Origin of the sequence: Actinospineispora spinosispora DSM 44797, from assembly GCF_000429025.1 — a bacterium.
GTDB lineage: Bacteria > Actinomycetota > Actinomycetes > Mycobacteriales > Pseudonocardiaceae > Pseudonocardia > Pseudonocardia spinosispora.
Genome location: NZ_AUBB01000049.1, coordinates 1 through 15,891 on the forward strand (window position 1 = coordinate 1; position 15,891 = coordinate 15,891).

19 protein-coding genes and 1 pseudogene are annotated in these 15,891 nt (G+C 69.4%); 8 read left to right on the forward strand and 12 right to left on the reverse strand.

Features of this window, described 5'->3' with window-relative positions; translation table 11 throughout:
- The 3 genes from G406_RS0120480 to G406_RS0120490 form a co-directional block, all read right to left on the reverse strand.
- Positions 1-1,723, reverse strand: a 1,723-nt coding sequence (locus G406_RS0120480; RefSeq protein WP_037077602.1) for an alpha/beta fold hydrolase, incomplete at its 3' end; no start/stop codon positions are given.
- A 144-nt stretch (positions 1,724-1,867) separates the two neighbouring features.
- The gene (locus tag G406_RS0120485; RefSeq protein ID WP_028935262.1) at positions 1,868-2,614 is read right to left on the reverse strand and encodes a DUF899 domain-containing protein; all 747 of its coding nucleotides are present in this window, start codon (positions 2,612-2,614) and stop codon (positions 1,868-1,870) included.
- On the reverse strand, positions 2,611-3,336 hold the full coding sequence (locus G406_RS0120490; protein WP_028935263.1) for an SDR family NAD(P)-dependent oxidoreductase: 726 nt from the start codon (positions 3,334-3,336) through the stop codon (positions 2,611-2,613). The genes G406_RS0120485 and G406_RS0120490 overlap by 4 nt, the downstream gene beginning before the upstream one ends.
- A gap of 112 nt (positions 3,337-3,448) precedes the next feature.
- Between G406_RS0120490 and G406_RS0120495 the strand changes: the two genes are divergently transcribed.
- Complete coding sequence (locus tag G406_RS0120495; protein ID WP_028935264.1) at positions 3,449-4,444, forward strand: sigma-70 family RNA polymerase sigma factor; 996 nt, start codon at positions 3,449-3,451, stop codon at positions 4,442-4,444.
- A gap of 87 nt (positions 4,445-4,531) precedes the next feature.
- Here G406_RS0120495 and G406_RS48380 read toward each other — a convergent pair whose 3' ends face one another.
- Complete coding sequence (locus G406_RS48380) at positions 4,532-5,059, reverse strand: class I SAM-dependent methyltransferase (RefSeq protein WP_084216245.1); 528 nt, start codon at positions 5,057-5,059, stop codon at positions 4,532-4,534.
- 39 nt (positions 5,060-5,098) lie between these two features.
- Complete coding sequence (locus G406_RS0120505) at positions 5,099-5,284, reverse strand: hypothetical protein (RefSeq protein WP_156935019.1); 186 nt, start codon at positions 5,282-5,284, stop codon at positions 5,099-5,101.
- A 120-nt stretch (positions 5,285-5,404) separates the two neighbouring features.
- On the opposite strand from G406_RS0120505, the gene G406_RS0120510 reads away from it, so the two are divergent.
- Complete coding sequence (locus G406_RS0120510) at positions 5,405-5,797, forward strand: SgcJ/EcaC family oxidoreductase (protein ID WP_028935266.1); 393 nt, start codon at positions 5,405-5,407, stop codon at positions 5,795-5,797.
- 35 nt (positions 5,798-5,832) lie between these two features.
- Here the strand turns inward: G406_RS0120510 and G406_RS0120515 are convergent, their stop codons facing one another.
- Complete coding sequence (locus G406_RS0120515) at positions 5,833-6,852, reverse strand: RNA polymerase subunit sigma-70 (RefSeq protein ID WP_028935267.1); 1,020 nt, start codon at positions 6,850-6,852, stop codon at positions 5,833-5,835.
- Positions 6,853-6,925: 73 nt separating this feature from the next.
- Between G406_RS0120515 and G406_RS0120520 the strand changes: the two genes are divergently transcribed.
- Positions 6,926-7,333 carry a hypothetical protein gene (locus G406_RS0120520; protein ID WP_028935268.1) on the forward strand — a complete coding sequence of 136 codons (408 nt, stop codon included), beginning with the start codon at positions 6,926-6,928 and terminating at the stop codon, positions 7,331-7,333.
- A 42-nt stretch (positions 7,334-7,375) separates the two neighbouring features.
- On the opposite strand, the gene G406_RS0120525 is transcribed toward G406_RS0120520, so the two are convergent.
- Positions 7,376-7,561, reverse strand: a complete 186-nt coding sequence (locus G406_RS0120525; RefSeq protein ID WP_028935269.1) for a DUF397 domain-containing protein — start codon at positions 7,559-7,561, stop codon at positions 7,376-7,378.
- A pseudogene (locus tag G406_RS59780) lies at positions 7,558-8,450 on the reverse strand (DUF5753 domain-containing protein). Before G406_RS59780 ends, G406_RS0120525 begins: the two are co-directional and overlap by 4 nt.
- Positions 8,451-8,537: 87 nt before the next feature.
- Between G406_RS59780 and G406_RS0120535 the strand changes: the two are divergent.
- The 4 genes from G406_RS0120535 to G406_RS48400 are packed head-to-tail and all read left to right on the forward strand — an operon-like array spanning position 8,538 to position 12,134.
- A complete protein-coding gene (locus tag G406_RS0120535; RefSeq protein WP_028935270.1) occupies positions 8,538-8,837 on the forward strand; it encodes a hypothetical protein in 300 nt (99 codons plus the stop codon).
- 57 nt (positions 8,838-8,894) lie between these two features.
- Entirely contained in the window at positions 8,895-10,271 is a 1,377-nt protein-coding gene (locus tag G406_RS48390; RefSeq protein WP_064742981.1) for a serine hydrolase domain-containing protein, read from the forward strand.
- 43 nt (positions 10,272-10,314) lie between these two features.
- Positions 10,315-11,223, forward strand: a complete 909-nt coding sequence (locus tag G406_RS48395) for an SDR family oxidoreductase (protein WP_051342424.1) — start codon at positions 10,315-10,317, stop codon at positions 11,221-11,223.
- The gene (locus tag G406_RS48400) at positions 11,193-12,134 is read left to right on the forward strand and encodes a sigma-70 family RNA polymerase sigma factor (RefSeq protein ID WP_051342425.1); all 942 of its coding nucleotides are present in this window, start codon (positions 11,193-11,195) and stop codon (positions 12,132-12,134) included. Before G406_RS48395 ends, G406_RS48400 begins: the two co-directional genes overlap by 31 nt.
- 32 nt (positions 12,135-12,166) lie before the next feature.
- On the opposite strand, the gene G406_RS0120555 is transcribed toward G406_RS48400, so the two are convergent.
- A complete protein-coding gene (locus tag G406_RS0120555; RefSeq protein ID WP_245607176.1) occupies positions 12,167-12,589 on the reverse strand; it encodes a MarR family winged helix-turn-helix transcriptional regulator in 423 nt (140 codons plus the stop codon).
- 88 nt (positions 12,590-12,677) lie between these two features.
- Between G406_RS0120555 and G406_RS0120560 the strand changes: the two genes are divergently transcribed.
- Positions 12,678-14,474, forward strand: coding sequence for an ABC transporter ATP-binding protein (locus tag G406_RS0120560; protein WP_028935272.1), 1,797 nt, complete (start codon positions 12,678-12,680; stop codon positions 14,472-14,474).
- A 40-nt stretch (positions 14,475-14,514) separates the two neighbouring features.
- On the opposite strand, the gene G406_RS59785 is transcribed toward G406_RS0120560, so the two are convergent.
- The 3 genes from G406_RS59785 to G406_RS0120575 form a co-directional block, all read right to left on the reverse strand.
- A complete protein-coding gene (locus G406_RS59785) occupies positions 14,515-14,796 on the reverse strand; it encodes a type II toxin-antitoxin system RelE family toxin (RefSeq protein ID WP_084216246.1) in 282 nt (93 codons plus the stop codon).
- Positions 14,793-15,050, reverse strand: a complete 258-nt coding sequence (locus tag G406_RS0120570; RefSeq protein ID WP_028935273.1) for a hypothetical protein — start codon at positions 15,048-15,050, stop codon at positions 14,793-14,795. The genes G406_RS59785 and G406_RS0120570 overlap by 4 nt, the downstream gene beginning before the upstream one ends.
- A gap of 124 nt (positions 15,051-15,174) precedes the next feature.
- A complete protein-coding gene (locus tag G406_RS0120575; RefSeq protein ID WP_037077612.1) occupies positions 15,175-15,888 on the reverse strand; it encodes a dienelactone hydrolase family protein in 714 nt (237 codons plus the stop codon).
- Between the last annotated feature and the right edge of the window lie 3 nt (positions 15,889-15,891).

The window sequence follows — 15,891 nt, forward strand, 5'->3', positions numbered from 1 at the left end:
GGGTGAGGTGCGGGTGGTGACCCGCATCGGGGACGGTCGTGACGGTGGCCGTGCCGGGATCGGTGACCAGGGGGTCGCGCTGGCCGACCACCAGATGGACCGGGACCTGAACCTCGGTGAGCAGTTTGCGCAGGTCTGCGCGTTCGGCGGGCCGGTTCGCGGCGCGCAGCCAGCGGGCCGTGCGGCGGGCGACACCGGGACGGTGCAGCTGGGCGGCGGCGCTGTCGATGGCCCGGCGGGCATCGTCGGAAGCGATCTGGGCCCCGAGCAGCGCGACCTCGAGACGATCAGCGGACATCCTCCTGAGCAGCGGCCCGGTGCGCAGCGACCGTGAGGGTGTTCCCTGCAGGAAGTAGGGGGAGATCAGGACCAGCGCGTCGACGCGGTCGGGATGGGTCGCCGCGTAGCGCAGCGCCGGCCCGGCGGCCGCCGAGTGGGCGACCAGGGTGGGCCGGGATCGCAGCGGTGCCAGCAGGTCGGTCAGCCAGTCCAGTGCGGTAGCGCTCGTGGGTGCCGAACGACCCAGTCCCGGCAGGTCGGGGACCAGCACCGAGGCTCCGATGCGTCCCAGCAGGCCTTGCCACGACTCGCCGTCGAGCGGCAGTCCGTGCAGCATCACGAGCTCGGGCGAGGTCCGGTCACCGGCGAGGTAGGTCCGGGAGCCCGCGACCTCGTGGAAGCCCCCGGGCAGCGAGGTCGAGGGCGCGCCGAACCGGTCCGCCACGAGCCGGTCGGCCCACCGGCGCAGCGCGATCTCGACCGGAGGGTGCGCGAGCTCGGCGACCTCGGCGAGCTTCTCGGCGGACGCCGTGTCGTACCGGTCCTCGGACAGGAACCCGAGAACCTCCCGGTTCGCGCCGGTCAGCGCGGTCGGCAGATGCCGGACCACCCCCACCGGCACCCGCAACCGGGGCGCGGGCACCCCGAGATGCCCGGCGAGCAGCCGGATCAGGTCGGGCAGCTCCGGCGTGTTCTCGTCGAGCACCCAGTGCGGACCGCCGGGCTCCTCGATCGCGGCGATGAACCGGGCGAGGTGGTCCACCGTCACCACCGGCACGAACGTGCGGGCGGTCCCCGGCAGCGCGGGAAGCCGGCCCGCCCACAGGTCGCGGACGATCTCCGCCGGGCCGATGTACTGGCCGGCCTCGCCGGTCGTCGAATGCCCGATCACGCCGCTGGGGTTCACCACGGCCAGCGGGACACCCAGCTGCGCAGCGACGACCCGCACCGCCGCGTCGGCCTCGATCTTGGAACCCTCGTACGCCCCCTTGTCCCGGTAGAGCGCTGTCGCCTCGGGGTCCGGCAGCGGATACCTCGGCTGGTGCGCCCCGACGCGGTAGCCCGAGACGTGGATCAGTATGCGCAGGTCAGGGCGGGTGGCTGCCCAGCGCAGCACGGCGAGCGCGCCGTCCACGTTGACCGCTCGGGCCTCCTCGCGGCGCAGCCCGAACCGGTAGAAGCCCGCGGCGTTGACCACGTCGCGCACGGAGGCGAGCCGCTCCTCGTCCGCCGCGCTCAGCCCCAGACCCGCGCCGAGGGTGACGTCACCGGTCACGGTCCCGAACCGCTCGACGTCCGCGCCGTGGTCGTGCAGCCAGGCGCGCAGCTCAGCACCGCGGGCAGGGTCGCGCACGACGGCCGCCACCGTGCGCCCCCGCTCCAGCAGCTGCAGCACCGTCCACCTGCCGATGAATCCGGTAGCCCCGAACACCACCGAGTCCATGCCGCACTCCCTACCTAGACCGATCTACATAGTCCACTAAAAGTAGACCGACCATCATATTCCTGTCCAGCACCCACCGGCACGAATGTGGCTTTAGGGACGTTGAACGTCCCTAAAGCCACATTCGTGCCAGGGCGGGCGGGGTTACGACGGGGTGGGGCGGGGGCGGGGGTCTGCTGGGTTGGCTTCCGTGGGGTCCTCCCACCATTGGGTGCCCGTTGTGCCGTCGTAGGCGTCGTGCCAGTTCCACCACACGTACGGCGGGGTGCGGGGGTGGTCTTCGGGGGAGTCCTCCCAGTTCTCCTGGCGGCCGAGCGCGGTCATGTCCAGGTAGGTCCAGGTGCTGCCGAGCGCCTCGTCGCCCCGGTTGTTGATGAAGTACGTGCGATACACCTGGTCACCGTCGCGGATGAACGCGTTCGTGCCGTGCCACTGGTCCACGCCGAAGTCGATGTCGAACCACGAGCCGCCGCCGTCGGTCATCGTGACCCAGGGCATCGACCAGCCCATCCGTGTCTTCAGCCGCTCGATGTCCGGACGCGGCGCCCGGGTGGCGAACACGAGCGTGGTGTTGCGGGCGTTCAGGTGCGCCACGTGCCCGACCTGGTCGGCGATCATCGAGCAGCCCGGGCAGGCGTGCTCCGGCCAGCCGTGCACGCCGGGTTCGAAGAACGCGCGGTACACGATCAGCTGCCGCCGGCCCTCGAACAGGTCCAGCAGGCTCACCGCACCCTGAGGCCCGATGAACTCGTAGTCCTTCTCCACCGCCACCCACGGCATCCGCCGCCGCTGTGCGGCCAGCGCATCCCTGGCACGGGTGAACTTCTTCTCCTCGACCAGCATCCGCTCCCGCGCGGCGTCCCATTCCGCCGCCGACACGACCGTGCTCATGACGCCACCGCCTCGGCGGTCATGAGCGCCGCGAACTGACGTTCCAGCCCCTTGGCCATACCGGCGCGCCAGCCGTCCGCGAGGGACTGGGCCATCGGGTCCGGGAAGATCTCCTCGTCACCCCGGGCCGCCCCGTCGAAGATCGCCCGCGCGACCGACTCCGGTGAGGCCTTCGGAATGTCCAGACCCCGGGACATGTCGGTGTCCACCGGCCCGGTCAGCACCGCGTGCACCCTCACACCCTGCTCGGACAACAGCGCGCGCAGCGACAGCGACAGCGAGAACGCCGCCGCCTTGGAGATCGAGTACGACGGGATGAGCGCCAGCGGGGCGAGCGCCATGACCGACAGGACGTTGACGACCGCGCCCCGCGACTCGGTCAGCCTCGGCAGGAAAGCCCTGGTCACGTCGAACGTGCCCAGCAGGTTCACCGCGAGCTGCTGGTCGAGCGCCTCGCGGCCGCTCAGGTCGTCGTACTGCGCCAGACCGGCGTTGTTGATCAGCATGTCGAGCGAGCCGACCTGTTCGGCGGCCGCGACGATCTGCGCCGGATCGGTCACGTCCATGATCAACGGCGTGACCCGGTCGTCGCCGTGGGCCAGCGGCCGGCGCGTCCCGGCGTACACCCGCCGGGCGCCGCGCCGCAGCGCCTCGTCGACCAGCGCCTTGCCGATCCCACGATTGGCCCCGGTCACCAGGACCGTCTTGTCCGCGATCGTCATGTGTCCTCCTTGTGGGGTGCCTTCGCCGGTGAAGACACCGCGACCGGAGCAAACTGGGCGCCCAGTTCGCGGCCGCCGCGGTGTCGGTACGACCAGGGGCGAGAGGAGCGAGATGAACGACGGCCTGATCACTAGGGCTCGGTCCGGCGACAGCGACGCGTTCGAGGCGCTGACCCGGCCGTACCACCGTGAGCTGCAGGTGCACTGCTACCGGATGCTCGGCTCGTTCCAGGACGCCGAGGAGGCACTGCAGGACACGTTGCTGTCCGCGTGGCAGGGGCTCGCGGCGTTCGAGGGACGTGCCTCGGTCCGCACCTGGCTGTACCGCATCGCGACGAACCGCTGCCTCAACATGCTTCGCTCGGCCACCCGGCGCCCGGCCAAGGAGTGGGACATGTCCCAGATCGAACTGCCGGAACCGACCGGTCTCGGCGAGGTCGTGTGGCTGCAGCCCTACCCCGACACGCTCCTCGACGGCGCGCTCGGCACCCGCCCTGGCCCGGAGGCGCACTACGAACAGACCGAGGCGATCTCGCTGGCGTTCGTGACCGCACTGCAGGTCCTGCCCGCGCGCCAGCGTGCCGTGCTGATCCTGCGCGAGGTGCTCGGCTACCGCGCGACCGAGGTGGCCGACATGCTCGACTCGACCGTCGAGTCGGTCACCAGCGCCCTGAAGCGAGCCAGGTCGACGCTGAACCAGCGTCTACCGCCGGCCGAGGACCCGCCCGCCCCCGACTCCGCCGAGGAACAGGCGCTCGTGGCCCGGTTCGTCCGCGCCTACCAGGCGGGCGACGTCGACGAGCTGGTCACACTGCTCACCGAGGACGTGCGGCTGTCCATGCCGCCGATCCCCCTGGAGTACGAGGGACTGGACGCCGTGGCGCACTTCTTCGCCAGCACCATCGGCAAGGGCCGCACCTACGAGCTGGTGCCGACCCGCGCCAACGGCCAGCCCGCGTTCGGCGCCTACCTACGAGCGGCCACCGGCGTCCGCCACGGCGCGGGCCTGCTGGTCATCGGCCTGTCCGGCCCCCGAATCCGGGAGATCACCCGCTTCGAGACCAGCGCCCTGCCCTGGTTCGGCCTCCCCCGCTCCCTCCCGTCCTGACCCCGGCCCACTTCGCACACCCTCGTGCTGCGTCGCACACGTCCGGACATGTGCGACGCAGCACGAGGGTGCGCGAAGTCGCCCGGGTCAGTGGTCGCGTTGGGCCGTGAGCACGACGACCGGGCCGCTCTGGCCGTCCGCGGGCAGCCGTAGCTCGGCTGTGGGGCGCAGGCCTGCGTTCTTGATCAGCTCGGCTAGCTGGTCCGGCTGCCACCGGTAGGTCGTCCAGCTCACCGCTACACCGCCGTAAGCCTCGGTGCGGGCCACGTCGCCGTCACCCACGTGCGTCGCGATGATCAGCTGTCCGCCGGGCTTGAGCGCCCGAGCGAACAGGGACAGGACCTGCGGCAGAACATCGCGCGGCAGGTTGAACAGCGACCGCCAGCCCAGAAGCCCGGCGAACGAGGAATCGGCCAGCTCCAGCTCGGTCGACGACGCCACCTCGAAGCGACACGCGGGATACAACCGGCGCGCGTGCTCGATCATGCGTGGCGACAGATCCACGCCGGAGACGTCCACACCGCGCTCGGCCAGATACGCGGTCACGGTGCCGGGACCGCACCCGACGTCCAGCACCGGCCCCCGCCCGCCGACCGCATCGGTTCGACCGACCATAGGAGAGACGAGCGCGTCTATATATCAGCGAGTGTCGGGCTACTCCGGATCGACGACGAGTCCTTGTTTCTCGAGCTGCGCGGTCATGGCACGCCGGAGCCAACGCACGTCGTTTCGGGTTTCGACCACTGTCGTGATCAGGGCGGTGATGTCTTCTTCGGCCCGCTGCGCTCGTGACTCCAGGCCGCGAACTCTGGCTTCGAGGTCCGCGAATGTCGTTGCCATGTGCTGCTCCCCCTCGCACTGCCGGACGGTCACTGTACCGCCTGCCGCGCGACGGCGATTCCTTCCCAGGGGTGAGCGGGTCTGTCCTGGTGACCGATCGGTTCGACGAGAGGGAAACGAATGAGTGTCACCACCGAGGTTGTGGCCGACGCGGTACGTGCCGTGTTCGACGAGTTGTCGAGGACATGGGCTGCGGGCGACGGGGACGGGTTCGCGGCGCATTTCGCCGACGACGCGACCGTGGTCCTGCCAGGCGCCCACCTGCCGAGCAGGGACGCGATCCGCGCGGGCATGACCGCCGCGTTCGCCGGGCCGCTGAAGGGCACGAGCCGTAGCCACCAGGTGCTGAGCGCCCGCGCGCTCGGCACCGACGCGGCGGTCGTGGTCACCGACAGCCGCACCGAGTTCGCGGGCTCACCGGGTCCGGCGGAGTGGGCGACCTGGGTGTTCACCAGGCGCGACGACCGGTGGCTGGTGGCGGCCTACCACGGGTGCCCGCAGGCCTCGGCCTGACAACGAGAGGCGGCGGGCCCCGGGCCCGCCGCCGCTCAGCCCAGCACCTCCGGCAGGCCACACACCGGGAACAGCCGGGGGAGATGGAACAGGTTCATCTCGGTCACCACCTCGGCCGAGACGGTCAGGACGAGCAGCGCGAACGGCTGGTAGCGCCCCTGATCGTCGCGGATGTAGACACCGGCAGCGGGCTGCCGGTTCGCCGACGTGGCCACCGCACGCATCCGTCCCCGCATCCCCGCGCTGAACGCGTACCGGGACAGGAACGTCTCGATCGCCTCCCGCCCGTCGTACCAGGACGGCGTCGGTGGCATGACGAGACGGGCGTCCGCGCCGAGCAGCGCGGCGACCGCGGCGGCGTCGGTGCGCTCCCACGCGTCGACCATCTGCTTCAGCAGCGACCTCTCGGCCTCGCTGATCAGCGTGATCGCGTGTCGATCGGCCTCGTGCGCCACCCAACGCCCCCGGAGAGTCTCCCTGGCGCGCTGCAACGCGCTGTTGACCGACACCACCGTCGTGTCCAGCGACCTCGCGGTGTCCTTCGCCGACCATTCGACGACGTCACGCAGGATCAGCACCGCACGCTGACGCGGCGGCAGGTACTGGATCGCGGCCAGGAACGCCAGCTCGGTCGCCTCCCGCCGGATCAACCGCGCCTCCGGATCCACCCCCGCCGCCACGACGTTCTCCAGCAGCCGATCGGGGTAGGGCTCCAGCCAGGCGAGGTCGGTCGCGGGGGAGGGCTTCACCCTCGGATCGGCCGGCCCGCTGACCTGCGGCGGAACCACCCGCCGGGGCCGGCGCCGCAGGGCGTCCAGGCAGGCGTGCGTGGCGATCCCGTAGAGCCACGCACGCAACGTCGAACGCCCCTCGAAGGTCGCCCGCTTCGACCACGCGCGCAGGAACGTCTCCTGCACCAGATCCTCCGCGTCCTGAATGGATCCGAGCATCCGGTAGCAGTGCAGGTGCAGCTCCGCGCGGTGCCGTTCCACCAGTTCCGCGAAGGCGGTGTCGTCGTCCACATACGTGAGACGCGCGCGGGACCGAGAACTCATCGGTCCGGTGAGTCCGGGGCCGGTTCCGCGTCACACGGGTGGGAAACACATCCCGGAGGAGGAGATTCCAGCCATGCCCCAGTTCTTCATCGACGCCCCGATCGGCCTCGACCCGGACACCAAGCAGACGATGATGGAGGAGATCACCCAGGCGATCGACGCCGCCTACCACATCCCCGACGTGCGCATCTGGCTGCGCGAACACAACCCGGCGAACGTCGCCCAGGACGGCCGTATCCAGGCCGAACCGGTACGGCCGGTGTGCTTCCTGGAAGCACCGGAGCTGGACAGCGTCGACGCCCGCAGGGACCTGTCCGCCAAGATCCACGCCGCGATCGGCACGGCCTACAAGGGCCTGGCCAACACCGACGAGACGCTCATCCTCATGAATTTCTACCCCCTGGAGAGCGCCGGGTTCGCCGGGCGCATGCAGTCCGACAACCCGGACTTCGTGGCCGCGCTCAGCCAGCTCAACGCCTGACAGCTCGTGAGTGGTACGGGCGCCTATAGGCGCCCGTACCACTCACGAGTCTTTTGTGCTGGTGGTGAAGGACTGCCACTGGGCGTGGGTGAACTTCAGCCTCGGGCCGTCCGGGTTCTTGCTGTCGCGGACCAGCACACCCTGCGCGGTGCGGGCCCATTCGACGCAGTCGCCACCGTTGCCGCCGGAGTAGGTGCTCTTGACGAAGCGTGGCTCGGTATCGGTCATGACGAGTACTCCTGGAGACGGGTCGCGCTGGGCAGAATCTGAGTGAAGATCGTGGCGTATCGGTCGATGTCCGCGGCTTTCTGCAGGTACGCGGCCGATATGGCGGTTTCTACATAGACCACCGAGGGGTCTTCGCTCGGGTCGGGGAAGTCGAGGAGGGTGAACGAGCCGTTCATCGCGGCGTGCGCGCCCGCGTTGAGCGGCAGGACGTCGATCGTGATCTCCGGCCGCTCGGCGGCCTGCCGGAGCTTCAGCAGCTGCGCCCGCATCACCTCGGCGCTACCGACGGTGCGTAGCAGGGCGGCCTCGTTGATCACCGCGTGCAGCTGACGCGGATAGGGCTGGTCGAAGATTGTCTGGCGGGCCATCCGCACCTCGATCTGGCGCTCCAGTTCGGTGTCCTTAACCCGGGCTGCGCGGCTCGGTACACGGCCAAACTGTAGTCCCGGGTCTGGAGGAGGCCGGGTACGAATTCCGACTCGTACTTGCGGATCGAGGTTGCGGTCTGCTCCAGCTCTACGTAGAGGCTGAACCATTCGGGGACCGCGTCTTCGCCGTAGACGTGCCACCAGCTGGACTCCTGGGTAGCCAGCGCGAGTGCCTGCAGCGTCTCGATCTCGTCCCGTTCGGCGCCGTAGCGGGCGCCGAGGACCGCGATGTCCTGCGGTTTCACCGCGTGCTTCCCGGCTTCGAGCTTGAACAGCTTGGCCCGGGAGATACCCAGGTAGCGGTCCGAGACCACTTCGTCGACCGACAGCCCTGCCACATCGCGCAGCTGCCGTAACCGCCGCCCGAGCTGGCGCCTGACCACTGTCGGCCCCGCCGCATTCGACACTGCTACCCCCACGTCGCTCAACCTACCCGGTCTCAGAGCAAGACATAGTATCACTCTGAGAGAGATTGGACGATACCAGTCTAGTTATACTCTTATTCTTAATACTTGAATCGCGAGACTCTCGTCTGGAATGCTTCCGTCATGGAAGAAGGACACAATGGGGACCTGTCCGTGCTGGTCGAGTTCATGGCGGTCCAGTCGGGAATGCCGGAGGCGGTGCTCGCATCGCACGTGCCCGACTCGCACGGTGACTGTGTCGGCTGCGGCGGGCAGCGTGGAGTGGAATGGCCCTGCGTGCACCACAAGTGCGCTGTCGCCGCACGGGAACTGCGTGCGAGCTGGGGCGCGGGACCCGCCCGGCTGGTCGAACTGATCAAGCCGCCCGCCGACGGTCACCCACTCGGAGGCACTTGCCGTCCCGTCCACCTCCGGCGGGCATGACGCGTCGTTCTTCGAAGCAAGGTTGTTATCAGAGCTAGCGAACCGGAGGGCTGGAGCATGTGGGTTCGAGGGAGACAGTGCGCCGTCGTCGCGGCATGCGTTGTTGCCGCCACGCTGCTCAGCGGCACCGTCGCCTCGGCCGCGCCCGGCAAGGAGCCCAAGCACTGCGCGGTGCCCACCGGCTCGGCCAAGCCGGAGACCGCCACACCCGAGGAGGCGAACTTCGACCGGGCCGCCCTGAACCGCGCGGTGCTCTTCATCTCCAGCCGGAACCGGTTCAACGCCCAGATCTACCGCAACAACTGCCTCGTGGCCGGTGACCCGATCAACCCGCTCACCAACAACGCTCCGATGAACATCTTCAGCGCCACCAAGAGCGTCGTCTCGATGGTGGCCGGTATCGCGGTGACCCGGCACCGCCTCGATCTGGACGCACCCATCGGCAGGTACCTGCCGGCAGGCAAGGGTGACGCGGCGCACCGGGCCATCACCGTGCGCGACCTGCTCAACGAGGCGTCGGGGATCCGGCAGGCGAGTGTGTCCGAGCTTGCCCCGCTCGGCCCCGTCGGCGGCGATCTCAGTGCACCCGACCAGGCGCTGGCGACGCCGTTGACCCATCGCCCCGGCACCTACTTCGAGTACAGCCAGCGCACACCCGACCTGCTGGTCTACGTCGTGCAGCGTGCGGTCGGCGAGGACTTCCAGGCCTTCGCGCAGCGTGAGCTGTTCGCACCGCTGGGCATCGCCGCTCACGACTACTACTGGCAGCGAGATCGCTCCGGGAACACCTACGGGCACGCGTGGCTCTACCTGTCGCCCGTGCACTTCGCCCGCCTCGGGCTGCTGATGTCCGACAACGGCAGCTGGAACGGGCGTCGCATCATCGACGCCGACTACGTCTCCCGGGCAGGTCGTTCGAGCACGACCAATCCCTGTTACGGGCTGCTGTTCTGGGTCAACCGTGGCCCGTGCATCGGAGGTTCGCTCCCGTCCCGTGCGACGACCCCCGCACCGTTCCCCGGGATGTTCCGCGACCTCTATTTCATGGGTGGAGCGGCGTACCAGGTCAACGGTATGGATCCTGAGACGAACGTGCTGGTCACCACCACCGGCGTGCTCGGTGACGTGTCGCTCGATCCGCAGACGCTCGCCGGGGCCAACCTGCACAACGAGTTCGGCTACAACTTCCTGCGCCTGCTGAACGCCGCGTTCCGGGATGGCCACCACCCCGACCCCGGCCCGTATCGGCAGACTTACAACTTCTCCATCCGGCCTGAGCAGAACGTCGACCCCGCGGTCTCGCTGAGTGGCCTGGGTGTCGGGCCGTACGCCCCGGCCGGGTGCAACCTCATCGCCTGCGGCGCGGGCCGGGTCCCGACCCAGGGCATCAGCCGGAACTTCGCCGGTCTCCTGGCGCTCGCCACCCATCGGTAGCCGGTCGCGACAGGTTTTCGCGGTGCCGAGGGTCTTACAGGACATGACGATTCTGGTGACCGGCGCGGCCGGCGCGAGCGGAGCGGCAATCATTCGTGAGTTCTCCCGGCGGGAGCTGCCGGTGCGGGCGTTGGTCCGCAACCCGGTGGCCGCGCCGTCGACGGGGAACGTGGAGGTGGTCACCGGCGACATGTCCCGACCGGACACCCTGGGTGAGGCGCTGGACGGGGTCGAGAAGGTGCTGATGATCTCGACCGCGAACCAGTCGCTGGTACAGACGCAGTGCACGTTCATCGACGCCGCGGTCCGGGCCGGGGTGCGGCACATCGTGAAGTTCTCCGGGCGTTGCTGCTGGAGTCACTCGAGGTTCCGGTTCGCGCGGATGCACGCCGAGATCGAACGGCACCTGGAGCGGTCCGGCGTGGAGTGGACGATGCTGCGGCCCGGCCAGTTCATGCACGTCTACTTCCGTGAGGTCCCGACGATCAACCGGGACGGTGTGCTCGGCCTGCCGTTGGCCAAGGCGCGGCTCGCTCCGGTAGATATAGAGGATATCGCCAAGATCGCCGTGGAGGTTCTGCACGGTGCGGGACACGGCGGGCGGCGCTACGAGATCACCGGTCCGGACTCGCTCGGCATGACCGAGGTCGCGGCGATCCTGACCGAGGTGCTCGGTGCGCCGGTCCGCTACGAGGACGTTGATCCGCAGGTCAAGCGGCGGACGCTGGAGGCCCAGGGGATTCCAGGCTTCCTCCTCGACGGCCTGGACGAGCTGTTCGAGGAGCGTCGCATCGGGGACGGGGAGGAGGGTCGCGTCGACCTGAGCACCCACGAGCGCTTCGGCGTCACCCCGACCAGCTTCGCCGACTTCGCGCGGCGCAACGCCGAGGTGTTCGCCGGCCGGGCCGCGCCGTCGCACCTGTGGGCCTCCGGCTGGCGGCCGGCGTCGTGATCGCCGACCTGGAACAGCTGCGCCCGGAGCTGACCGGCTACTGCTACCGCATGCTCGGCTCGACGTTCGACGCCGAGGACGCCGTGCAGGAGACGTTCATGCGGGCCTGGCGCGCGGCCGACGGGTTCGAGGGCAGGAGCGAGTTGCGGACCTGGGTGTTCAGCATCGCCACCAACGTGTGCCTCACCCACCTGCGCCGCGCCGCGCGCCGGGCACTGCCGATGGACGTCGGGGCGCAGTCCAACGACTCGCCGATCCTCGGGGCGCCGCTGAGCAGGCAGGCCTGGGTCGAGCCGATCCCGGGGGCCCGGGTCGAGCGGGACCCGTCGGAGCAGGTCGTCGAGCGGGACTCGATCCGGCTGGCGTTCATCGCCGCGCTGCAGCTGCTGACGCCCCGGCAGCGGGCGGTGCTGGTGCTGCGGGACGTGCTGCAATGGAAGATCCGGGAGGTCGCGCAGCTGTTGGGGACGACCGAGGACGCGGTCAACGCGGTGCTGCGCCGCGCCCGGACCGCGCTTGCCGCCTGGGAGCCCTCCCGCACCGTCGAGCAGCCCGACCGTGAGCTGCTGCGCCGCTACGTCGAGGCGTTCGAAGGGTTCGACATCGACGGCCTCGTCGCGCTGCTGCACGAGGAGGCGACGCTGTCGATGCCGCCCTATGCGTTGTGGCTGCGCGGCCCGGACGCGATCGGCGACTGGTTCCGGCGTTCGTCGTGCCAGGACTCCCGGCTGGTCGCGGTCGACGCGAACGGCACGGCCGGCTTCGGCGTCTACCGCCGCGACGGCGAGACCTACCGTCCGTTCGCCGTGCAGATCGTCGAGACCGACGCCTCCCGCATCACCGCGCTGCACACGTTCATCGACCCGGCCCTGTTCCCCTTCTTCGACCTCCCGCCGGTCAAATACCCGTGAGTGGCGAGTGGTCCTATAGGACCACTCGCCACTCACGGGTGTAGTTGGCGCAGGATGCGGGTGAGCTCGGCGCGGTCGGCCTCGCTGATCCGGCTGAAGAACTGCTCCGTCGCGCTGTGCCGCGTCTCGTGGATCGCCTTCATGATCCCGAGGCCCTGCTCGGTCAGCCGGACCAGCGTGGCGCGCCGGTCACCGGGGTCGGGCAGGCGCTCGGCGAAGCCCCGCGACTCCAGGTCGTCCACCACCTCGGTCGCCGAGCGGGGTGCGATGTGCAGACGTTCGGCCAGGTCACGCAGCCGGATGCCGTCACGGTTGTGGATCAGGGTGCGCATCGCGCGGCCCTGGGACGGGTTGAGGTCCCACGGCGCCAGGTGTTCCCTGGACAGCCCGCGCAGCTCGCGCGCCACCGCCCAGAACGCCTCGGGGAGTGACTCCTCCCGGCTCTCGTCCACCACGGAAATAAGTTACCAGCGCTCTCTGTTGTAGCCTCATAGTGAGGTAACCTCACTATGAGGCTACCGCTTTGAAGCCCTGGAGGCACCTTTGGAAACCCCCACCCAGAACCGAACCCGAGGCGGTCGATCCTCGGTCACCGCCGCCGAGAAGGCCCAGGCCCGCGATGTGTCGCTGCGCCGGGTCGGCCGGCTGTTCATCCCCTACCGCTGGCCGCTCACGGTCGTCATCGCGACCATCGTCGCGTCGTCGATCGTGGCCATGGCCTCACCGTTCCTGCTGCGCGAGGTACTCGACATCGCGCTGCCGAACCGCAACCTGAACCTGCTGATCTGGCTGGTCCTCGGCATGGTCGGCGTCGCGGTGCTGACCGCCGCGCTCGGCGTCGTGCAGACCTGGATCGCCACGTCGATCGGCCAACGCGTCATGCACCGGCTGCGCACCGAGGTCTTCTCGCACCTGCAGCGCCAGTCCATCGCGTTCTTCACCAACACCCGCACCGGCGAAGTGCAGTCGCGCATCACCAACGACATCGGCGGCATGCAGTCCGTCGTCACCTCGACCGCGACGTCGATCGCGTCGAACCTGACCACCGCCGTCGCCACGCTCGTCGCCATGGCCGCGCTGTCCTGGCAGCTGACGCTCATCTCGCTGCTGGTCATGCCGCCCTCGATCTACCTGAGCCGCCGCGTCGCCCGTAGGCGCCGCACCATCACCGTGCAGCAGCAGCGCGAGCTGGCCGACCTCAACGTCATCGTCGAGGAGAGCCTGTCGATCAGCGGTGTGCAGCTGGCCAAGACCATGGGCACCGGACCCGCGCTCGCCGAGCGCTTCACCGGCTCGTCGACCCGCCTGATCGACCTGGAGCTGCGCTCACAGCTGGCCGGACGCTGGTGGATGGCCACGATGAGCATCGTCTTCGCGGCGATCCCCGCGATCATCTACCTGGCCGCCGGCCTGCCGATGACCGCCGGAGCCATGACGGTCGGCACCCTGGTCGCGTTCACCACCCTGCAGAACGGCCTGTTCCGCCCGTTGATCGGCCTGCTCGACACCGGAGTGTCCGTAGTCAGCTCGCTGGCCCTGTTCGGCCGCATCTTCGAGTACCTGGACCTGCCCGTCGAGGTGGAGGACCCGGCCGAGCCGGTCGCCGTCGACCCGGCGGCTGTCGCCGGTCACGTCCGCTTCGAGGACGTCACGTTCGCCTACGGCGGCAGCTCGACCGCCGCCGTCGCCGGTATCAGCCTCGATGTACCCGCCGGTTCGACTCTCGCGCTCGTCGGCGAGACCGGATCCGGCAAGAGCACCCTGGCGGCGCTGGTCAGCCGCCTGTACGACCCGGCGGGTGGCCGCATCACGATCGACGGCGTCGACCTGCGGGACATGCGCCTCGCCGACCTCGCCTCGATCGTCGGCGTGGTCAGCCAGGAGACCTACCTGCTGCACGCCACGGTCCGGGAGAACCTGCGCTACGCCAAACCCGACGCGACCGACGCCGAGATCGAGGCCGCCGCGCGCGCCGCGCAGGTGCACGACCTGATCGCGGGTCTGCCCGAGGGCTACGACACGATGGTCGGCTCCCGGGGCCACCGGTTCTCCGGCGGGGAGAAGCAGCGCCTGGCGATCGCCCGCACGCTGCTGCGCAACCCCCGGGTCCTGGTGCTCGACGAGGCGACCAGCGCACTGGACACCGCGACCGAACGCGCCGTGCAGGAGGCGTTCGACGCACTGGCCGTCGGCCGCACGACGATCACCATCGCGCACCGCATCTCCACGGTCCGAAACGCCGACCAGATCGTCGTGATCGACCAGGGCCGGGTGGCCGAGTCGGGAACCCACGACACGCTGGTCGCCGACAACGGCCGCTACGCGACCCTCGCCGCCTGACGAGATCGGACACTCGCATGGTGCGAAGTCTGGGGCCGCTTCAGCGAGGTCGGTAGGCGGTGGATCTGTGTCGAATGTCGAGTACGAGGACGGTCCGCTGGATTTCATCGATCTCGTACAGGATTCGCCAGTCGCGACCTGGGCGGGCGCTGTAGATGCCGCTGAGCTCTTCGCCCAGGGGTTTGCCTACTCGCCGAGGATTGATTAGAAGTGGGCCGGTGATGAACTCTGCCGCCGCTTCGGCAGCAGGCAACGGGAGTCGCTGACCTAGGGCTCGTCGAGCCGGTGGTGCGGTATCCAATCCATAGACAGGCTCGCTCATGAAGCCTGGCGACGCCTGACCAGTTCTCGGACAGCCTCGACCCCGTGGACGACATCACCGGAGCGTGCGGCTTCACGAGCCTCGGCCAATGCGCGCAGTGCATCCGGGTCGGCTTTCACCTCGGCGGTCTCGCGCGATGCCAGATAGGTCTCCACCGCCAGGATCACCGTCTGATGGACACTGCGGCGATCCTCATCGGCCGCCGCGCGGAGATCGCTTTCCAGCTCCGCGGGCAACCGCAATGTCATGGCCATACCAAAACGATACCAAAATGCACCACAATGCTGCGGAAGGCTCTCCCGCGCGCCCTGCCCTGTGGCACGAATGTGGCTATGGGGACGTTCAACGTCCCCATAGCCACATTCGTGCCGTCCGGGGTCAGGACAGTGTGGTGTTGATGAAGGTGAGGGTTTGCGGCCAGGAGAGTTTCGTCGCGGCCCGGTTGATCTCGTTGTCCTGGCGGTGGGCCTCCATGAAGCCGTGCCCGGCGCCCGGGTAGACGTGGACGATGCTCGGGGCCGCGTCCCGCTTGTTCAGCGCCTTCTGCAGTGCCTTGAACGTCTCGACCGGCACCAGGTGGTCCGCGCCGGGGTAGATCATCGTCACCGGGCAGGTGATCTTCTCGGCCAGCGCGACCGCGTCCTCCGGCTGCTTCTCGGTGGGCTGCGCGGGCACCGTCGGGTGGTAGGCGACGCAGTTGGCCAGCCGCTGGTCCTGTCCGGCGAGCACGAACGCGTACCGCCCGCCCAGACACCAGCCGATCACGCCGACCTTCTCCTGACCCAGCTCACCGAACAGGTGGTCCAGCAGCGCCCGCTGCTCCGCGAGGGCCTGCTCGTCGTTGAGTCCCTCGTCCATCAGGGTGCGCAGCTGCTCGTGGGTGTGGTCGTCGCCGGTCGGGCCGTGCCACGGATCCCAGGCCAGCGCGGTCACCCCGGTCGCGGCGATGTCGTCGGCGTAGGCACGCAGCTGCTTGCCCAGCCCGGTGATCATCGGCAGGAGCAGCATGGCGACCGTGCTGCCGCCGCTCGGGCGAGCGAGGTAGGCGTTCAGGTCGCCCACCTTGATCAGGTCCGTCGTGATGTCTGACATGGT

What these genes read in the sequence shown, in the direction of transcription:
- G406_RS0120520 (WP_028935268.1), top strand. Translation starts at nt 6,926, where the DNA reads ATGCCCCAGTTCTTCATCGACGCCCCGATCGGCCTCGACCCGGACACC.
- G406_RS48380 (WP_084216245.1), bottom strand. Translation starts at nt 5,059, where the DNA reads ATGGTCGGTCGAACCGATGCGGTCGGCGGGCGGGGGCCGGTGCTGGAC.
- G406_RS0120575 (WP_037077612.1), bottom strand. Translation starts at nt 15,888, where the DNA reads ATGTCAGACATCACGACGGACCTGATCAAGGTGGGCGACCTGAACGCC.
- G406_RS48390 (WP_064742981.1), top strand. Translation starts at nt 8,895, where the DNA reads ATGTGGGTTCGAGGGAGACAGTGCGCCGTCGTCGCGGCATGCGTTGTT.
- G406_RS0120510 (WP_028935266.1), top strand. Translation starts at nt 5,405, where the DNA reads ATGAGTGTCACCACCGAGGTTGTGGCCGACGCGGTACGTGCCGTGTTC.
- G406_RS59785 (WP_084216246.1), bottom strand. Translation starts at nt 14,796, where the DNA reads ATGAGCGAGCCTGTCTATGGATTGGATACCGCACCACCGGCTCGACGA.
- G406_RS0120515 (WP_028935267.1), bottom strand. Translation starts at nt 6,852, where the DNA reads ATGAGTTCTCGGTCCCGCGCGCGTCTCACGTATGTGGACGACGACACC.
- G406_RS0120570 (WP_028935273.1), bottom strand. Translation starts at nt 15,050, where the DNA reads ATGGCCATGACATTGCGGTTGCCCGCGGAGCTGGAAAGCGATCTCCGC.
- G406_RS0120535 (WP_028935270.1), top strand. Translation starts at nt 8,538, where the DNA reads ATGGAAGAAGGACACAATGGGGACCTGTCCGTGCTGGTCGAGTTCATG.
- G406_RS0120525 (WP_028935269.1), bottom strand. Translation starts at nt 7,561, where the DNA reads ATGACCGATACCGAGCCACGCTTCGTCAAGAGCACCTACTCCGGCGGC.
- G406_RS0120485 (WP_028935262.1), bottom strand. Translation starts at nt 2,614, where the DNA reads ATGAGCACGGTCGTGTCGGCGGCGGAATGGGACGCCGCGCGGGAGCGG.
- G406_RS48395 (WP_051342424.1), top strand. Translation starts at nt 10,315, where the DNA reads ATGACGATTCTGGTGACCGGCGCGGCCGGCGCGAGCGGAGCGGCAATC.
- G406_RS0120490 (WP_028935263.1), bottom strand. Translation starts at nt 3,336, where the DNA reads ATGACGATCGCGGACAAGACGGTCCTGGTGACCGGGGCCAATCGTGGG.
- G406_RS0120505 (WP_156935019.1), bottom strand. Translation starts at nt 5,284, where the DNA reads ATGGCAACGACATTCGCGGACCTCGAAGCCAGAGTTCGCGGCCTGGAG.
- G406_RS0120495 (WP_028935264.1), top strand. Translation starts at nt 3,449, where the DNA reads ATGAACGACGGCCTGATCACTAGGGCTCGGTCCGGCGACAGCGACGCG.